15 protein-coding genes are annotated in these 19,221 nt (G+C 43.9%); 5 read left to right on the top strand and 10 right to left on the bottom strand.

What is annotated here, in order from left to right; genetic code table 11:
* Nucleotides 1-63 precede the first annotated feature (63 nt).
* Nucleotides 64-447 (bottom strand): SdpI family protein, encoded by a 384-nt coding sequence (locus FN124_RS03360; RefSeq protein ID WP_142683373.1) that lies wholly within the window; start codon nt 445-447, stop codon nt 64-66.
* 288 nt (nt 448-735) lie between these two features.
* Between FN124_RS03360 and FN124_RS03355 the strand changes: the two genes are divergently transcribed.
* Nucleotides 736-831, top strand: a complete 96-nt coding sequence (locus FN124_RS03355; protein WP_142683372.1) for a transposase domain-containing protein — start codon at nt 736-738, stop codon at nt 829-831.
* 325 nt (nt 832-1,156) lie between these two features.
* Here FN124_RS03355 and FN124_RS03350 read toward each other — a convergent pair whose 3' ends face one another.
* From FN124_RS03350 to FN124_RS03335, 4 genes are all read right to left on the bottom strand, one after another.
* On the bottom strand, nt 1,157-2,365 hold the full coding sequence (locus FN124_RS03350) for an IS256 family transposase (protein ID WP_142683371.1): 1,209 nt from the start codon (nt 2,363-2,365) through the stop codon (nt 1,157-1,159).
* A gap of 370 nt (nt 2,366-2,735) precedes the next feature.
* Complete coding sequence (locus FN124_RS03345) at nt 2,736-3,428, bottom strand: hypothetical protein (protein ID WP_142683370.1); 693 nt, start codon at nt 3,426-3,428, stop codon at nt 2,736-2,738.
* An 18-nt stretch (nt 3,429-3,446) separates the two neighbouring features.
* Nucleotides 3,447-5,051 (bottom strand): flavin monoamine oxidase family protein, encoded by a 1,605-nt coding sequence (locus tag FN124_RS03340; RefSeq protein ID WP_142683369.1) that lies wholly within the window; start codon nt 5,049-5,051, stop codon nt 3,447-3,449.
* Nucleotides 5,052-6,352: 1,301 nt separating this feature from the next.
* Entirely contained in the window at nt 6,353-9,055 is a 2,703-nt protein-coding gene (locus FN124_RS03335; protein WP_185937073.1) for an AsmA-like C-terminal region-containing protein, read from the bottom strand.
* Between the two features lie 108 nt (nt 9,056-9,163).
* On the opposite strand from FN124_RS03335, the gene FN124_RS03330 reads away from it, so the two are divergent.
* Both FN124_RS03330 and FN124_RS03325 read left to right on the top strand, forming a co-directional pair.
* Entirely contained in the window at nt 9,164-9,769 is a 606-nt protein-coding gene (locus tag FN124_RS03330; RefSeq protein ID WP_142683367.1) for a TrmH family RNA methyltransferase, read from the top strand.
* A 9-nt stretch (nt 9,770-9,778) separates the two neighbouring features.
* A complete protein-coding gene (locus tag FN124_RS03325) occupies nt 9,779-10,606 on the top strand; it encodes a helix-turn-helix domain-containing protein (RefSeq protein WP_142683366.1) in 828 nt (275 codons plus the stop codon).
* 19 nt (nt 10,607-10,625) lie between these two features.
* On the opposite strand, the gene FN124_RS03320 is transcribed toward FN124_RS03325, so the two are convergent.
* From FN124_RS03320 to FN124_RS03310, 3 genes are all read right to left on the bottom strand, one after another.
* Nucleotides 10,626-11,171 carry an ORF6N domain-containing protein gene (locus FN124_RS03320; RefSeq protein WP_142683365.1) on the bottom strand — a complete coding sequence of 182 codons (546 nt, stop codon included), beginning with the start codon at nt 11,169-11,171 and terminating at the stop codon, nt 10,626-10,628.
* A 197-nt stretch (nt 11,172-11,368) separates the two neighbouring features.
* Entirely contained in the window at nt 11,369-13,741 is a 2,373-nt protein-coding gene (locus FN124_RS03315) for a ribonucleoside-diphosphate reductase subunit alpha (RefSeq protein ID WP_142683364.1), read from the bottom strand.
* A gap of 39 nt (nt 13,742-13,780) precedes the next feature.
* Nucleotides 13,781-14,755, bottom strand: coding sequence for a ribonucleoside-diphosphate reductase small subunit (locus FN124_RS03310; protein ID WP_142683363.1), 975 nt, complete (start codon nt 14,753-14,755; stop codon nt 13,781-13,783).
* A gap of 447 nt (nt 14,756-15,202) precedes the next feature.
* On the opposite strand from FN124_RS03310, the gene FN124_RS03305 reads away from it, so the two are divergent.
* Together FN124_RS03305 and FN124_RS03300 are read left to right on the top strand one after the other, a co-directional pair.
* Entirely contained in the window at nt 15,203-15,844 is a 642-nt protein-coding gene (locus FN124_RS03305; RefSeq protein ID WP_142683362.1) for an ABC transporter ATP-binding protein, read from the top strand.
* A 1-nt stretch (nt 15,845) separates the two neighbouring features.
* Nucleotides 15,846-16,973 carry a hypothetical protein gene (locus FN124_RS03300; protein ID WP_142683361.1) on the top strand — a complete coding sequence of 376 codons (1,128 nt, stop codon included), beginning with the start codon at nt 15,846-15,848 and terminating at the stop codon, nt 16,971-16,973.
* Here FN124_RS03300 and FN124_RS03295 read toward each other — a convergent pair.
* Nucleotides 16,952-17,530 (bottom strand): NADPH-dependent FMN reductase, encoded by a 579-nt coding sequence (locus FN124_RS03295; RefSeq protein ID WP_142683360.1) that lies wholly within the window; start codon nt 17,528-17,530, stop codon nt 16,952-16,954. The two genes, FN124_RS03300 and FN124_RS03295, sit on opposite strands and share 22 nt — an antisense overlap.
* 15 nt (nt 17,531-17,545) lie before the next feature.
* Nucleotides 17,546-19,099 (bottom strand): hypothetical protein, encoded by a 1,554-nt coding sequence (locus tag FN124_RS03290; protein ID WP_142683359.1) that lies wholly within the window; start codon nt 19,097-19,099, stop codon nt 17,546-17,548.
* Nucleotides 19,100-19,221: the final 122 nt, after the last annotated feature.

Below are 19,221 nucleotides of genomic sequence, written 5' to 3'. Positions count from 1 at the left end.
ATCAGCAGGGTTTATAATTGTACATACACAAGAAGGCGTTGCGAAAGCAGCGCCTTCTTTGCTTTATTCAGGGAGAATACGCTTGCCGTCTTTATCGAAATGCCGGGTTAATTCCCATTCGGTATCACCAACCAGGTACATGGTACCGGCTACCACAGCCCCCACGGTGATATACCAGAACCAATCCGACTGGCTCTCAAAAATAAGTGCGCATGCCACGCCGGTGAGCAGGAGCACAACGCCTACACGCCGTGAAATATAGGCTGCATATTCATTGGCAGAGCGCCACATTTCCGGTGTTTTGGTAGATAATACGCTACGGTAACCATACCATGATTTTGTGCTTTTAGGAGGAAAGCGGTGTATGAAATAACCCATGAGATAGAACAGTATGCCTGCAAAAATAGCCGCGTTGCAGTAAGTGGAATGAAAGAAGCGTAACCACATGGTCCGGGGTTTTGATTACCATAAGTTACGCAAAAAAGCCGAATTTGTCTTGGTGCACTGATTTTGATGATTCGTCTGATTTTATTTTTTTAGATTTTTATAAGAATAGTTAAGGGAGATAAGAGCAATATACCGCTCATATCTCCCTTTATTATTAATCAATAGTTCGGTAGTTATTTAAGCGCGCATCGATCCAATATTGAGGCATTTGGCGTATAGTTGTTTTATTTTATTGCAATTCAGCTCCAGTCCTAGGTTTGAAAAAATAGTTTCGGTCATACCTGCAAAATGCATGGCATAGAGCCTTACAGCTGGCTTAAAGATGTGCTGCAACAAATAGCAGATCATCCAATCAACAGAATACAAGAGCTCCTCCCTCACTGATTTAAAAAATAACTCTCCTTCGGACGTTACAAGTATTACCTCATTCTGGCAAGATGTATTTGCTCGGAGGGATACTTTGAGTGTAGAGACAGAAAGAGTAGGAAGGGGAGGAGTATCCGGGAGCATGTCATAGAAGGAAGGTACGGAAATATTTTTTGTGGGGAGCAAGGCGGTTGCAGCAAGGATAAATACGGGGTAGTATTCCGGAAGCTCAAATAATACTACGGACGGTTGAAAAATATAAGCCCAGGCACTATAACTTGGGCTTATACTTCCGTTTCCTCGAGAGTATAAAATAGTTTGTGTAAATCAGAAGTAACTGGCATTAGACGCGGCATCTGTTTTCAAAGATAGTAACAAATTGATGTAGTAAGAACCCCCAATTGTGCAAGGGCGCATTCCACTTTTTTTGAATATTCATCAGGGCCAGGTAGACCGCCTTCTGGGCAGCCATATCATCGGTAAACTGAACCTTGGTTTTGACATACTTCCGAATCCCCCGGTTCACATTTTCGATAGTATTGGTTGTGTAGATGATTTTACGAATCTCCAGGGGGAAGGCAAAATAGCTGGTCAGGTTGTCCCAGTTATTGCGCCAGGACAGGATAGCATGCTTGTACTTTTGTTCCCACTTTTTGGCAAAGCCTTCCAGGGCATGTTCGGCGGCCTCCTTATTGGGAGCGGCATAGACCTCCTTCAGGTCAGCACAAAACTCCTTCCGATCCTTCCAGACCACATATTTGCAGCTATTGCGGATCTGATGGACAATACACAGTTGGGTAACGGTGTCCGGAAAAACGCCCCTAATGGCGTCTGTAAAGCCCTTGAGATTGTCCGTACAGGCGATCAGGATATCCTCTACTCCACGGGCCTTCAGGTCCGTTAGAACCGCCATCCAGAAAGAGGCCGATTCGGTCTCTGCCATCCACATCCCCAGCACTTCCTTGAGACCGTCCTTTTTAAGGCCGATGACCAGGTAAATACACTTGTTGATATACTTACCGTTTTGCTTCACCTTCAGCACGATGCCGTCCATCCAAACAACGTAGTATAAGGGCTCCAGGGGCCGGTTCTGCCATTCCTTGACTAGCTCGATCACCCGGTTGGTAACATTGGTGATGGTGCCTTCACTGACGTCTACGCCATAGACCTCCTTTACCTGCTCACTGATATCGGAGTTGGTCATACCTCGACTATACATGCCGATAATGGCTTCTTCCAATTTATCGCTCATGCGCTGGCCCTTAGGGATCAACTGGGGCTCAAACTCGCTGTTGCGATCCCGGGGAATGTTGAGCACCATATCGCCCAGCGAATCGGTTTTGACCTTCTTCTTGTAGGAACCATTGCGGCTGTTGCCGGAATTACGGCCTTCCGGGGCGTGCTTCTCGTAGCCCAGATGCTCGTCCAGTTCACCTTTGAGCATCTCTTCCACGCCCTGCTTATACAGGCTGTTGAAAAAAGAATTGAATTCTTCCTTGCTTTTGAACTGTTTGAAAAAGTCCTTCGGGAGTTGTGATTGTTGTTCGTCCATAAAAAACTGTATTTAAAGGTAAAAAAAACGGGGCACATTTTGCCGCCGTCCCCGGGCAGGTGGAGCGAAGTGAGGCTCCGCTACGCTTCGCTCCACCTGCCCGGGTGGTTTATCCCCCTAATACAGTTACTTACATTTATTTACACAAAGGATTTAATACTACCGTTTCCTCTCAATGAACTATTAGCTCAGCCTTCGCAATATAATTTCGAGGGTTCAACCAAATCAATGAAATGTTTTTTTGATAGAGGAATGATGGATCTTCAAATGTCAGTGCTCTTGTAAATTTTTCTGCGGCCTGATCAACTATAATTTTTCGGGAATTACAATTAGCAAATCGAACAAATACGGGTTGAATGATGCATTTTTTTTATATGTTTGCCGTAAATTTATGAGGTTGATTTTTTAGACATAATTCTAAATATTTTTGACTTAAAGGTTTGATTATCATCCGTTCTACCTCAAAAAATGTATTCAGTTCCTTTAGCGGAATTCGTTTCATTTGCCATGTACCATTCATTTCATTGCCGATGGTATTTGGATGGAATTTTCCATCAAACCAACCTTCAAACTGACTTATCTTAGTGGTTTCAAAGCGAAAATGCTTGAATATCATATCAGCTATTTCATAGATGCTTTTATCCGAGTCGCCCAGAATGGGGTCAGCTACGCCTACCCAACATTCGGGAGAATTAGTATCTTTTACATACGCATCTCCCGAACCATGCCATATCCATATAAATGAGATTATAGGGATTTGTTTTATAGATGTATTGACAACGTCTGTCCTATCTTTTACCGATGAAAAATCAGCATAGAACCTTCCTAACCAGGATGGGGTCCATAAATAAAATGGATAGTCACTGTCATCTGAAAGCTTGTACCCACTGTCATTTGAAAAAAAGGTGTTTTTTGATACGCTTTCTAAATTAACACCATACTCCTTTACTCTAAATCTTATTTCTATAAAATTAAAAAGTGCTCTAATATCCTGATAATAATCTTCAAGGCCATTAATTGACAAGGGTAGGTTCTCTATGGTTTGATTTCTGATAATTGACATAAATCTTATTTTATTGTTTTAAATAAATTTCGTTTTTAACCAGTTTGGCTTTGAAAGCCCTAAATTATTTTGCAACATCTTTTCGCTAGTTTCTAAAGCCCCTTGAACTGACCCCGGTTCTTTTGCCCAACTCTCACCTACTATATAAACTTTCTCTTTTGGGAAAGGCTGCCTCATATAATCCATAGATTTTTCCGATGAATAGCCTTTATCCCAAACATGCCAGCCCGGACGACCTTGGGATTCGAGCCATAACTCGTAGAACACATCAATTGGCAAGGGGGCATTCATAATACCAATCGCTTCTGTCAGAAAAACATGAGCTACTCTTTTTAGTTCTTCTTTAATGTAGTAATCCTCACTATTTGGCATTTTTTTTTCGAGACAACTTTGTTTGGTATCATTTATCAAATCGTTCCAATAAATCACGTCAGGGCCATTACAATAAGCCGCCATTATTAATGCCGGAGTACTAGATTTGTCATTAAACTTATTATAGTAGAATTGTCTTATGGGAAGGTCTGTTGTATCCCTGCCTTTGTCACCTCTGGCCTTTTCCCACCAAGCGAAAGGATAGGTTAAAAAGAGTTTGAAAGCATTAACACTCTTAATGCTTTCAAATATTTTCTTATTAATTTTTTTGCTAAAAGAAGTATTATCAATTAATTTTACCAATGCTGGTTTAGGCACAGTTAATATTAAAAATTGAGTGCTAATTTGCTTAATTTCTTTCCCATTTTCAAAAGAAAGTAAATACTTATCATCACTTTTGCTAACTGCAATCAATTTATAGTTAAGTTTTAGTATTCCACCATTCTTAACAAAGTCACGACAAAGTTTAGCTGGTAAACTATTAAAACCAGAGGAAAGGCATTTATATTGTACGTTTTTTGGAGTGTAAAAAATGTTGTCTAGCCATGAAGACGCATTCCCATTCGAATTAACGATTTCATAACCACCGATATCCTGTATAAATGCAATGGCTTCTGTTGAAAGAAATGCATTCAAAAATTGAAACCAAGAGATAGATTCTATGCTATTTCCTTCCCAATTAGTTTTACTTTTTATATCTTCATATTGTTTTGAAACTTCATCGACTAAAGCCCAATTCTTTTCTTTGTAGCATTGATGATAATGATCATGTAATGGATAGAACCAATTGAAATGTTTTTTAATAGCGAATTCAATAAGCCCCTCAGCAGAGGTAGATTGCTCATCAGGTGACAAACTGTAAAGCGTGTTAATTAATTCAAAATCATCCAATCTTACGGACCTTTTCTTAAGATAGCTTAAATTACAATTCGAGCTGAAGTCGAATTGTTTTACCTTCGAAGTTAGATTCAGGTGTCTGAGTAAATCTGATAGTATTGGGATCTCCTCAAAAAAACGCATTCCTCCTAGTTCAATATAATGCTCGCCAAATTTTATAGATTTCAATCTACCCCCAATAAAATCATCTTGTTCGTATAAAACTATTTTTTGTCGACCCTCTCTTTTCAGCAGCCTATCTTCAGACTTTAATCGATAACTTGTATAGCATCCCGCTATACCGGCGCCAATAATCGCAATATCGACGGTTTCATCATCGTCAGTTCCCGGCATGTTTTTATTTTCTTTGTTCATGTTTTCGAATTTAACTGTAATGCAGTATCAAAAAACGGAGCTTTTACAAATAGAAACACAAAAAACGAGAGCTTAATGTTTAACTTGACCTGCCTTCATTATATAGTCTCATTTTTTGTAACGCCACCCCAGTCAGGACGCCATTTGATATTCAATATATCATTGAATCGGGATGCTAATTTGCTCTCGATATTTAACTTTTGCAGCTCCGTCCTTAAATTGATTACTTTCTGGTTCAGCGCGGTAGTAGGAGTAGAATTATCCTTTTTACCCCCATTGATTAGGAACACTAATAGGGACAAGACAGAAAATGTAAATTTTATGCCATGTATTAACAGTTTCATGGTAATTAATTAGAATGTAGGGCTAAAGGGTTACAATTAAAAGCTTACATTTTTCATCCAAGATCAGAACACATATAATGTTAGGCATTTTGATCAACATATTTATTAAAATAGTTTAATAAATCAGAATGTTATTAATGAATTTTTGAGCACTGATTGAATTATTCAATATTCTCCGTTTTATAAAACGGTATTTACAGTAACCGGTCAATTTTATACAAGGTATATACATAATGAGAAAATATTATAATCCGATTTCGCCAGATGGATTTAGAGCACGAGCATAACTATGCTATCATTTATATGATTGGTTCTGCAACAAACAGAGGTCACTATAAATTAGGTTTATATTTCTGTTTGCTTTCAATGAACTATTTGTTCAGCCCTCGCAATATAGTTTCGAGGGTTCAACCAAATCAACGGAATATTTTTTTGATAGAGAAATGATGGACCTTCAAATGTTAGTGCTTTTGTAAATTTTTCTGCGGCTTGATCAATTATAATTTTCCGGGAATTACAATTAACAAAGCGAACAAATACAGGTTGAATGACGCATGCCGAAGTTTGTATTTTATAAGCCTCTGCGATTTGCTTCAGGGAATAAGGTCTGAACTGGTAGCATTAATGAAGTTAGCGTGTTGGGCCAGTTTGCCCGACAAGGAGAATACTCCTTTCTCCATGCGCAGTATCAAAACCTGGTTCTATAACAAGCATCTGACCAAAACTATTTTTTCAAACCTAGGACTGGAGCTGAATTGCAATAAAATAAAACAACTATACTCCAAATGCCTCAATATTGGATCGATGGCCGCTTAAATAACTACCGAACTATTGATTAATAATAAAGGGAGATATGAGCGGTATATTGCTCTTATCTCCCTTAACTATTCTTATAAAAATCTAAAAAAATAAAATCAGACGAATCATCAAAATCAGTGTACCAAGACAAATTCCGCGTTAATGCTTCGTACTATCCGCGGCCGGTTTCTTCTTGCCGAACAAGCCGTTAAGGGTATTCTTCACGGACTCACCGGCTTGTTTGCCCACATTTTCAAGTGGCTTGCTGGAAGAGGTTTGTGAGGAGTCCTTCTTTCCGCTGAGCTGATTTTTTAATTCGTTTTTCAGGGAATTGACTGCTGTATTTTTGATCTGGTTAAGACTGTCCTTTACCGTGTTTTTTACGGTGTCGATCTTGTTCTTTACCAGCTCCGCTGCCTGTGATTTCAGGTTGTTGGCAGTTTCACGCAGGTCTGTTTTTACACTTGGCTTGAGGATATTGCCGGCCATTAACACCTGCAGGCGAACGCTGTCGCCCAGTTGAACAGGAATGCCTTTGCTTTGTGCCTGTGAGGCCAGGTTATTTACCAGTGTGTTACCGGCAGTGCCCATCAAACTACGTGGCAGTGCCAGTTGCAGCGTGTAATCGAGCGACTGGTCAAAGCCGTGCGAGCCCGCAATGTCCATTCGTATACCGTTCACCGTTACTTTGAACGGGTTTACTTTTACACGGCCGTTTTCAAAAGAGAAATAATTTTTGATATCACGCAGTGAGATATCTTTCAGCTGTGAAATATTCAGGGAATTGGCCAGCTGGTCAACAGGGGCAAACTGTTTCAGGAATCCTTGTACAAGCAGCAGGCTGCCATCTCCGGTAAGCGTACTCAGATCGGGCGACATATCTTTTCCCAGCTTGCCATGCATGGTTAACTGCGATGTAATTTTACCCGAAAGGAATTTGCCGATAGGCATTAATTTCTGTACGGTATTAAAGGTGTTGAATGTTTGTTGTACATCCAGGTTCTGCACATCATAAGCCAGGTTAATGTCGGGATTTATTTTGCTGGCCTTAGTGCTGTAGCTGCCGTTGATTTCCATAGTACCCTGCAGGGCATTGGCTTTCAGCTGTTGTATGGTTACTGTTTCATCTTTCACCAGCAGCTTACCGGATACATTGGTAAGATCAGCCTTATCGTAATGGATCTTATTCACATTGGCCTGGAGTCCCAGGTTAAGATTGGCAGGCACCGCAAACGGTACAGCGGCTGCGGAATCTTTTTGGGCAGCAGCCGGGGTGGAGGAGGTAGTGCTGGTGGTACCCATCCATTTGTTGAGATTGATCTCATCTGCCTTGAAATTCATTTGTCCGTCCAGCGGCTCGTTCTTAAACGTATAGGCGAGGAGGTTATTAACTTCACCATTGGCCTCAAAGTTGGTGCCCAGGTATTGCCCGTTCAGATCCTTTACTGTTACGTTTTTGGGATTGAACTGCAGGGAGAGGTTATTCACTTTTACGCCGTCGGGATAATCTTTGCTTTTATACAACATATTGCTCAGTTGCAGGGTGCCGGCGGCATAGAAGCGGTCGTACTGTTGTTTTTCGATGGCGCTCATATTGCCTCTGGCGCTGATGTCCGCATCGAGCAGGCCGGATAAATTGGTACCGGATTCCAGTTTTACGAACTGGGTGATCTTGGAAAGATCCAGCTTGCCTTTGGCGGCTGCGTCTACATAGAGGTCGGATACCGGTGTTTTGATGAGCATACGCAGGTCAAGCGGGGTGTTATCCATTTCCAGGTGACCGGTAGGCATATCTATTACCGTATGATCCGGTACCCCGTCCGGATTGCTGATCTTCATAGCGATCTGGATATTTTTTACCGGTTTGGGAAGATCCGGGTATTGGAAGAAGCCGTCTTTCACGGAAAGATCCAGTCCAAATGCGGGCATCTGCACAGGTGAGTAAGTACCTTTTACAAATCCGCCAAAAGCGGCGGTACCGCTGGTTTTTATCTTATCGAAATCTGTTTTGTATACGGCAGGTATTAAAGACAGCAGGTCTTTAAAATTGGTGGAAGGTGCTTTGAAGCTCATGTCCATGCCATAGGTAGAGTCGTTTACCAGCTTAAAGAAGCCCTGCAGCGCCAGTTCCAGGTTGTTGAGCGATGCTTTGCCGTCTTTAAACGTATAGGTGTTACTGTTATTATCCACCTGGATAGCTGCGTCCAGGGAAGTTTTTACCTGTGATAAATAAGGGATAAGGCCATACCGGAAAGTAATGCCGGAGGCGGTGGTGCTGGTTTGCAGCAGGAACTGGTCCTGTGTAAAATCGCCTTTACCCTGGTGGTTCAGGCCTGTAACCAGTAATTCCATGTTGCCCTGCCGGTCGTCGTAATCGATCCAGGCATCCTCAATTTTATATTGCTGCAGGCGGAGGGCAAAGGTGCTTTTACCGGTATCTGCCGGGTTTACCGCTGCGGTATCCGGTTTGGTGATATTCCAGTTAGCGGCGCCGTCTTTATTTACAATAGCGTGTATACGTGGCTGTAAGAGGGCAATATTGTAGATGTCCATCTTATCTCCTTTAATAACGCTCATCAGGTTAAGGGCTACGTCTATCTGTTTTACAGAAAGGAGGGTATCGGCGGCAAATTCACCGGTGCCGATCACCTGCAATTCTTCTAGGCCTACCGCCAGTCGCGGAAAATGACGGAATAAGCTGATATCCACGTCTTTAAAATCTACTCTGGCGGTCAGCTGCTTATTCAGTTCTGTTTTTACTTTCGCTATTATCTTGTCTTTAAAGAAATAGGGGATGGCAATAGCGGCCAGTATCAAGACCACTATTGCGATACCCACAATTTTCAGGATCTTTTTGATCATAGGGTATTTATATTTTGGGGGTGAAGATAAGCATAATGTATTAAGGAGAAAATGAGGGTGCGGGACCATCTCTGCACTATTTCGTATTTTAGCGGCAATATTCAGCGTATGACACCGGAAAGAAGAGAAAAACTATTATCTGTATTGAGCAGGCGGCAGGCTAATCTGACTGTAGTGCTGGAAGATGTACAGGACCCTCATAATGTGTCGGCGGTGATGCGTACATGCGATGCCGTGGGCATACAGGATATTTATATCATTACCTCAAAAGCGCCGCGGAGAAAGAACTGGGGCCACAGAAGCAGCAGCAGTGCCAAGCAATGGCTCACCATACATGATTTTGATAATGCGGCAGACTGTTTTGCAGCATTGCGTAAACGGTATGATAAGATACTGACCACTCATCTTGCTGCAGATGCGGTAAGTCTTTACGATATTAACTTCAGCGGCTCCGTAGCGCTGGTATTTGGCAATGAGCAGAATGGCGTGAGCGATGCCGCCAGGGGTATGGCGGATGGTAATTTTATCATTCCGCAGATGGGCATTATCCGGTCGCTGAATATTTCGGTGGCCTGCGCGGTGAGCATTTATGAGGCCATGCGCCAGAAAACCATTGCCGGGCACTATAAGCAGCAAAGCCTTCCTGAAGAGCAATATCAATCCCTGTTAAGCGAATGGGGCTTCAGGGCAGAGGATCTTGAAGCAGAAAATTAACCGTTTCTTATGGCATACGAAGGAACACATTTCGAGGTTGTACCGCCGTTGTCGGATATTGTGAAGCATTTTTATGTGATCCGGTCTGGTGAGGATGCCGCTGCTACTGTTGCGCATCTTTCTCCCAACTATGAAATGATGTTGCTGTTCAATTTTGGGGCTCCTGTAAGATTTTCTTTTGCAGCTGAAGCATTGGGTAATTTGCAGATAGAGAAAGCAGCTGTTTTGGGCCCTTTAAGGAAGATGCTGAACTACGAGTTGCTGCCGGGGGCAGATCTGCTGGCCGTGGTATTTAACCTGGATGGTTTTTACCGGTTGTATCAGGTACCGGTAGATGAGTTGAACGGGGAAGAGCTACATTATCCTGAGGATGCCCGGGAACTGTGGGAGGTGTTGAAAAGATGTGCATCCCCGGCTGAAAGGGTAGAAATATTAAAGGATTATATTTCTGCAACTGCACTTGCTGCAGAGGAAGGGGCGCAGCCTTTGCTTAATGGCGCCGATTATTTTAACGATCCGCTGATACAGCCGGCTAAAGCCATTGCAGCAGATGCAGAACTGTCTGAACGTACCGTGCAGTTGCGTTTTAAAAAGTATGTGGGTTATTCCCCCAAGGAAATGTTACGGTTTCTCCGCTTCAAACAGGTGATCAGCAGCATAGAACATAGTACAGCTGCGTCTGTAGATTGGTTTGATCTTATCCACGATTTCGGTTATCATGACCAGAGCCACCTGATCAAGGATTTTCAGCACTACCTGGGCACTTCTCCGGAGGTATTTATTAAGCAGATAGCGGGTAAGGAATTTTGTACCACGAAGCCGGGAAGGCGGTATTAAATTGCGTACACTGTCCAGGCTAGACTTTGACCTCACCATGTCGTGTAAAACCAATTATATTACGTGGTTCCTGCGGAGGACTTAGTAATTCCCTCAGGTATTCAAAGATCAGTTGTATATCTGCATCATGGCTGCCGGACTTCCTTTCCAGCTGTTCCAGTTTCAGTAGAATATCTTTGTTAGTGGACAACATCTCCCGCATCTTCACAAAAATTTCAATAATACGGATGCTCACTTGTATGGCTCTTTCACTACGTAATACATTTGCCAGCATTAATACGCCATGTTCAGTAAAAATATACGGGAAATGGCCACCAAGGTGCTTTTTGGATGGTATCGCAAAATGCGATACCATCCTTTCTGTTTCCTCTTCCGTTAACTGGAACATAAAGTTTTCCGGGAATCTGTCCATATTCCGTTTTACCTGCTCCCTTAACCGTATTGGTTTTACATTATATAGCTCTGCAAGATCACGGTCTAGCATTATCTTGTGCCCTCTGATGTAATAAATTTTACTGATTAATACATCATCAGGTAAAACCACTTCTATTCTTTCTTTACTCATAGTTAAATAGATGATTATAATAACTACTTATTGTGTCGGATGGTAACGGGTAACAATTTTTTGTAACCTATTCTGTTCATTGACTTATACACATGAAAGTTCTTTAAGGTCACATTCATTACCTCAATTCTTTGTCAGGTTAAAAAAAATCCCTGGCCATTTGGGCCAGGGATCCGCATTTATACTTACATAAACCCTTATGCACTGCAGGTAACGCAACCTTCTTCCATAGTGCAAACAGCACCCACTACAATCTCTTCTTCTGCATTGCCGCCGGTAGCAACTACTGGCTGGATTTGCTGACCGCCTTGTTTTTCAACGGTAAACTGAACGGCCTGTGCAGCAGCCTGGGTACGCAGGTAGTACATACCGGTTTTCAATCCTTTCTTCCAGGCGTAGAAGTGCATGGAAGTAAGTTTGCCGGTAGTTGGCGTATCAACGAACAGGTTCAGTGATTGCGACTGGCAGATGAACGCTCCGCGGTCGGCCGCCATATCAATGAGGTTACGTTGTTTGATTTCCCAAACTGTTTTGTACAGTTCTTTAATATTGGCAGGTATTTCCGCAATGTTCTGGATAGATCCATTGTGTGAAATGATCTTTGTTTTCATGTCATTATCCCACAGTCCCAGTTCTACCAGGTCTTTCAGCAGGTGTTTGTTTACCACTACAAATTCTCCACTCAGTACACGACGGGTGTAGATGTTGGAAGTGTATGGTTCGAAGCATTCGTTGTTGCCGAGGATCTGTGAAGTAGAAGCGGTAGGCATTGGCGCCAGCAACAGGGAGTTGCGGATACCATCTTTTATGATAGATTGCTTCAGGCTGTCCCAATCCCAGCGTGCGGAAGGTTTTACATCCCACATGTCAAACTGGAGGATTCCTTTGGAAGCCGGGGAGCCGGGGAAGCTTTCGTAAGCGCCGTCTTTTTTAGCGAGATCGTTGGATGCGCTCAACCCTGCGAAGTAAATGGTTTCAAATATTTCGCTGTTCAGTTTTTTAGCCTCATCGCTTTCAAACGGGTAACGCATCAGGATGAACGCATCAGCAAGACCCTGTACACCCAGTCCTACAGGGCGGTGGCGCAGGTTGCTGCGTCTTGCCTCTTCGATAGGGTAGTAGTTGTTATCGATGATCTTGTTGAGGTTCAGGGTAGCCTGGTAAGTTACTTCGTATAATTTGTCGTGATCAAATTTACCGTCAATTACAAAGCGTGGCAGCGCCAGGGAAGCCAGGTTACAAACAGCTACTTCATCTGCATCGGTATATTCGATGATTTCAGTGCACAGGTTGGAGCTCTTGATGGTACCCAGGTTCTGTTGGTTGGATTTGCGGTTGGCGGCGTCTTTATACAGCAGGTAAGGGTTACCGGTTTCGATTTGTGCATCGAGGATGGCAAACCAGAGGTCCTGTGCCTTCACTGTTTTACGGGCGCGTCCTTCTTTTTCGTACTGTTCGTACAGTGCTTCAAATTTTTCACCCCAGCACTCATGCAGTCCCGGTGCTTCATGAGGGCAGAACAATGACCAGTCGCCATTGGATTCTACGCGTTTCATGAACAGGTCTGGCATCCAGAGGGCATAGAACAGGTCGCGGGCGCGCATCTCTTCTTTACCGTGGTTCTTACGCAGGTCCAGGAATTCGAAGATATCGGCATGCCATGGTTCCAGGTAGATAGCGAAAGCGCCTTTGCGTTTGCCACCGCCCTGGTCTACATAACGTGCGGTATCATTGAATACGCGCAGCATCGGGATGATACCGTTGGAGGTACCGTTAGTGCCGCTGATATAAGATCCTGTAGCGCGGATGTTATGAATGCTTAAACCGATACCACCTGCGCTCTGAGAGATCTTCGCGGTTTGTTTCAGGGTATCGTAAATGCCCTCGATGCTGTCGTCCTGCATGGTGAGCAGGAAGCAGGAAGACATCTGTGGTTTTGGCGTGCCTGCGTTGAACAGGGTAGGTGTGGCATGTGTGAACCAGCGTTCGCTCATCAGGTTATATGTTTTGATGGCGGAGTCGATGTCTTCTTTATGAATGCCAACGGCTACGCGCATCAGCATATGCTGCGGGCGTTCCTGTACTTTACCGTCTGTTTTCAGCAGGTAAGAGCGCTCCAGTGTTTTGAAACCGAAGTAGTCAAAAGCAAAGTCGCGGTCGTAAATGATGCTGGAATCCAGTATCTCTGCATTTTTCCTGATGATGTCCCATACGTCGTCAGACAGCAGTGCTGCTGGTTTGCCGGTTTTTGGATCAATGTATTCATACAGTTTCTTCATCGTTTTGGAAAACGACTTGATGGTATTCTTATGCAGATTGCTTACTGCTATGCGTGAAGCCAGCAGTGCATAGTCCGGGTGCTTGGTTGTGAGGGATGCGGCTGTTTCTGCAGCCAGGTTGTCGAGTTCGCTGGTGGTTACCCCATCATACAAACCTTGTATTACTTTTTTCGCTACGTCTATGGCATCTACGTATTCAGTATTGAAACCATAGCATAGTTTCTCAATACGCGCAGTGATCTTGTCGAACTTCACTGCTTCTTTCCTTCCATCTCTTTTGATTACGAACATGGGTTTGTGAATTTAAGAGGTTAGTAATTCAAAATGTTTTTAAAAATCTTCTTCCAGGCTGAATGTCTGTGATTCTTTTGTACCACCCATTACGCCGGATTTCTGGTAATCGCCCACACGTTTTTCAAAGAAGTTGGTCTTACCCTGTAAGGAAATCATTTCCATGAAATCGAAAGGATTAGACGCATTAAATATCTTGGAATAGCCCAGTTCCCCGATCCATCTGTCGGCCACAAATTCAATGTATTGCGACATGAGCTCGGCATTCATACCGATCAGTCCAACCGGCAGGGCTTCTGTAATAAATTCTTTTTCGTAGGACACCGCGTCACGGATGATCTGGTGTACCTGTGCTTCGCTCAGCTTATTTTCCAGCATGCTGTACAGCAGGCAGGCAAATTCGCAGTGAAGGCCTTCATCCCGGCTGATCAGCTCGTTAGAGAAGGTCAATCCCGGCATCAGGCCTCTTTTCTTCAGCCAGAAGATAGAGCAGAAGCTGCCGCTGAAGAAGATCCCTTCTACCGCGGCGAAGGCTACCAGGCGCTCAGCGAAGGTGCCGTTCTCGATCCAGCGTAAAGCCCATTCTGCTTTTTTCTTTACCGCAGGCACGGTATCGATCGCATGGAACAGGCGGTCTTTTTCCGAAGGGTCTTTTACGTAGGTGTCAATCAGCAATGCATATGTTTCAGAGTGGATGTTTTCCATCATGATCTGGAAGCCATAAAAGCAACGGGCTTCCGGGATCTGTACTTCACTCATAAAGTTTACTGCCAGGTTTTCATTAACGATCCCGTCGCTGGCAGCGAAAAACGCCAGTACATGGGAAATAAAATGACGTTCTCCATCATTCAGGCCTGCCCAATCCTTAAGGTCGCTGCTTAAATCTATTTCTTCTGCTGTCCAGAAACTGGCTTCATGTTTTTTGTATTGCTCCCAGATTTTCGGGTATTTGATCGGCAATAGCACAAAACGGTCCTTGTTCTCTTTTAAAAGAATTTCATTCTCGTTACTCATCTTTAATTATTTTATGGGTACTGTCGAAGGTTTTTGGTTTTTCTTCCTGGGGTCAGCATACTGAAATCTCACTGTCCTGTCTCCCTCAAATCATATTTCAACATCATCGTTTCCTAAAATCCATACGCTCAGGATTACAAATGTAAGCATCCCGCTCACCGTGTATAACTTTAGTTACTAACAGGTGTGGAAAAGATATACAACTTTAATAAAACTATAGTGGCAGCGCGTGTTTCACGGGTTTTGCACCTTGTGCATATGCAATATCCTTTGTATGTGAATGGACTGGTGTGAAAATCTGGCTTATATGATTATTTTTTTAACTGCTACGGCTAAATGAATGATGATCAGTAGAAAAATGTGCCGGGAAAATTTTTGTTAAAAAGATAGCCGTCCGTAGATATATATGCGTTAATTTTTCATATTTACACTTTTAAGCATTTTCATATGTCCGAACCGGTTATAGCCCTGCATGCAGTTAAGAAGAATTACCAGGATGTGCCCGTCCTGGATATTGCCCGGCTGGAGCTGCCCGCCGGCATCTACTGGCTGCAGGGGGAGAACGGCGCCGGCAAAACCACCTGTATGAAGGTAATGGCAGGACTGATCCCCTTTAAAGGCGAGATCCTGCTCCAGGGGAAGGTGAGCAGCCGCCAGCACCCGGTACAGTTCCGCCGCCTGATCAACTACGCAGAAGCAGAACCGCTTTACCCGTCGTTTCTCACCGGCCGCGACCTGCTGCAACTTTATCTGAATACCAAAGGCGGCAACCCGGATGATATCCGGGCTATCAGCGAAAAACTGGGAGTACACCTTTTTGTGAATAACCCGGTAAGCAGCTACTCAAGCGGAATGCTGAAGAAGCTTTCCCTGCTGCTGGCCTTCACCGGCACACCGGCCCTTATCCTGCTGGATGAGCCCCTGATCACCATAGATACCCGCGCACTGGCGGTTTTATACGACCTGATCCGGGAATACAGCGCCAAAGGCGTTTCTTTTTGTATTACTTCCCACCAGCCGCTGGATGCGGAAGAATTAACGGTAACGGGCACACTGAAAGTAGCCCATAAAAACATTACGCTCAGCTAACATGCGTACTACCTCCGCTATACTTGGTAAAATATTTACACAACGGTTCTATATTCAGAATACGGGCTTCTTCCTGGTACTGTTTTACCTGCTCTTCGGGGTTGTGAACAGCGCTAACCTCCTGGCCTATCACAAAGGACTGATGCTCGGTTTCCTGGGCAACTATACCTTCCTGTTCCTGGTACTGCTGCTGTGGACTTCCTACGCGCTCAAATGCGTGGGTTTTATACTGAAAACATTCCAGTTGCAGGGATATGATTTCCTGTATCCTACCATGGGAAGTATAGACAGATCCGCCCGCCGTATGATCTGGCTGCGGCTTCATACGGCCATTTATATGCCGGTACTGGTATATGTGGCTATTACACTTGTTGTTGCCATCCGGCAAGGGTATTATACACAGGCAGCCATTATCGGAGTTATCAACATTGCCAACTGCATATGGCCGTTAAGGTTATATGAAAGGAAGCTGGAACAACCAGATGTGATCTTTTTTACCGGTAACCTGCAACGGTGGCTCAACCGGCATTTTACAAAACCGCCGGTATTGTTTTTCCTGTATGAACTGTTTACAAATTTTTCCCGTCGTATTGTGAGCACCAAGCTGGTGTCGGCGGGAGTGCTGTGGCTTACCTTCCTGATAATGGACAGGGGCGGTTATTTTGATCTGCGCGGATTACAGCTTGGCGTTATGATCAGTGTGCTCACGCATATGCAGCTGATGGTGCATCACCGCGCATTTGATGATACCTATCTCAATTTTATGGAGAACCTTCCGGTTAGTTTGTTCTCCCATTACATGCGGCTGACCGGTGTGTATGTCATTACTTTTTTACCGGAGATGATCATCATCGGTGTTAATGCATATGCGAAAACAACGCCATGGGGGCTGATAACGGTTTTCTGCACGGCATTGTCATTATTGATCCTGTTCCGTACCATGTTGTTTTTCCCCAAGATGAACCCGGAGGTACATGTACGTTATACCATGCTTACTTCTTTTATTGTGCTGTTCATGGTGCTTGGTCATTATGAATGGCCGGCTGTACTGCTGCTGCAGACAGCTTCGGCCATCATCTTCTTTACAAAATACCGTACTTACGAACCTTATATAGAATCGGGCTCGTGACCCATTTTATCGCTCAGGCGGGCCAGCGACTGCAATAGCAGCGGCAATTGCTTAATATAAAACTCATCGGTGAGGTTGCCGTTTTCATCAAACTTATGCTGGGCACTGCTGATCATGATCTCCGGCTTATTGATCACAAACGCGTTCAGGAACACCATTACCTGGCGTAAATGATATTGCATCCTGGCGGTACCTATCTGGCCCTGGGAGGCGCCCATAATGGCCACCGCTTTTTCACTGAAAGGCTTGTCGGGGTGCCTGGAAACCACGTCTATGGCGTTCTTCAGCGCACCGGGAATAGAGTAGTTGTACTCCGGTGAAACAATGATCACCCCATCGGATTCCTTTATCTTATGCACCAGCGGTACCACTTCTTCCGGCAGTTGTTCTGTATGGAGGTCGGCGTTGTACATGGGGATCTTGTCGAAGAATACCTGTTCAACGGTAATGTTGGAAGGCGCCAGTTGTTGCAGGGCTTTCAGCGCCATGGTGTTGTAGGAGCCCTTCCGTAAACTGCCGGAGAGGGCAACAAAATGATAATGTTTTTCAGCAGACATATGCTCGTATATTATTTAAATGCGTTTCTCTTTATTCACAAATTTCCGGTGGATCACTTCCTGTACCGGTATGCCTTCAATCTTGCTTTCCAGCCAGGAAATAATATCCAGGTAAAGGAAGGAACGGCGTTCGTACGGATCCTCTGAAATCTGTTCCAGCCGGTCTTTCAGATCCACAAAGGCATTGCGCAGCGCTTTGGGATTGGCATAAATATAACGGCGGAGGAATTTCATGATCTCTTCCATCACCAGGCCAAGATCCTTGTGCTTTGAAATGAAATGGTAAACAGATTTGATCAGGTATTCTACCAAACTGTAGTTCTCCAGTTCATAATGAGCAATGAGATGCAGGATACGTGCAAAGCATTGGATATCTGCCCGGAGGTTGCCGATCTTTAAATTGATAATTTTATTAAGATAAACGATGGCTTTATCGTTATCGCCACTACCAAAATATAAGCAGGCAATCTTATAGTAGAATACCAGCACGCGATGCTGGTCTATTTTCAGGGTATGTTTGCTGATCTCTGTTTCCAGTTCGGGCACCATCGCCAAACCCTGGCTGAATGTGCCTTCCAGGAAGTAACGGTTTATTTTCGCGGTGTACAGGTATACAAATGCCGATGTACGGGTGTTTTCATGGAAATTATCCTGGTTGTCGCGGATAAATTCTTCCAGGTCGCACAGCGCCGCCTTGAATTTTTCAAAATTGGAAGTATAAAAATGCGCAGTGAGCAGGTTATGCTGTGCTTTGATGTACAGGTCCATATCCGTTTGCTGCAGCGAGGGGTATTTACGGAACAGGTCCACCCACTTCTGCGTGTAGCGGTAATACATCACAAAGTCCTGCAAAATATAGTAGTACCAGCTTGATGCCTGGTACATGTACACTTTTTCATAAAAGCTCATGTGCGCATGCTGCAATGCCGGCAGCTGGCTTTCAAAAAAGGACTTCACCATTTCAGCGTCGCGCTCGTTGCGCGCATGGCCCAGCTTCAGATACAGGCCATACATCCGCAGGGAAAGGGTAGAGAGGCGGCTGATATTGGTAAGCTGCTGCTCAATTTGCCTGGACTCCGTGCTCAGCACCTCCGCCCTGTTTTCCAGGCTCCGTGTGATATGGCGTGACTCAATCAGTTTTTCGAACTCCACAATTTCATAGGTGAGCATTACCTCTTCCTGTTCCTGCGCCATGGTTTTGGCTTTGGCCAGTATTTTCAGGCTCTGGTTATACAGTCCTTTATTATACAGCACCCGCGCATGATCCAGCTGCTCGCGCAGGTCGATCAGGGGGTCTTTTTGTTTATATAACTGCCGCAGGCTGGACAACAGGTGTTTGTAAAGATGTGCTTTTACGTTCGACAGCTGCTGCTTTTTGATATCGGTTATTTTCTTCAGGATCTGCTCTTCATCATAGTCCTTCATTTTGTCCAGCGTGTTGAACAACTGGATAAAAAGTACGTCCTCTTTGGTATTGTTTTTATTGAACGCGAGCTGAAAATTGCGTTTTTCTGCTTTTGTTAAGGTTTTTATTAATATGAATAATGCATCACTTTGACTGTTGGGCATCGTTATTAAAATCTTGTAAATAATTGATAAACAGTATTTTAATGTGTATCAGAGGTGTTTAAAGGTTGTAATTAAAGCAAATTTAGCGATATGGCAATTAATTAATGACCATTAGATTTGAA

This window comes from Chitinophaga polysaccharea, assembly GCF_902150045.1.
Classification (GTDB): Bacteria; Bacteroidota; Bacteroidia; order Chitinophagales; family Chitinophagaceae; genus Chitinophaga; species Chitinophaga polysaccharea_A.
Note: the sequence above shows the minus strand (reverse complement) of the source record. Positions and strands in the feature narration are given on the sequence as shown.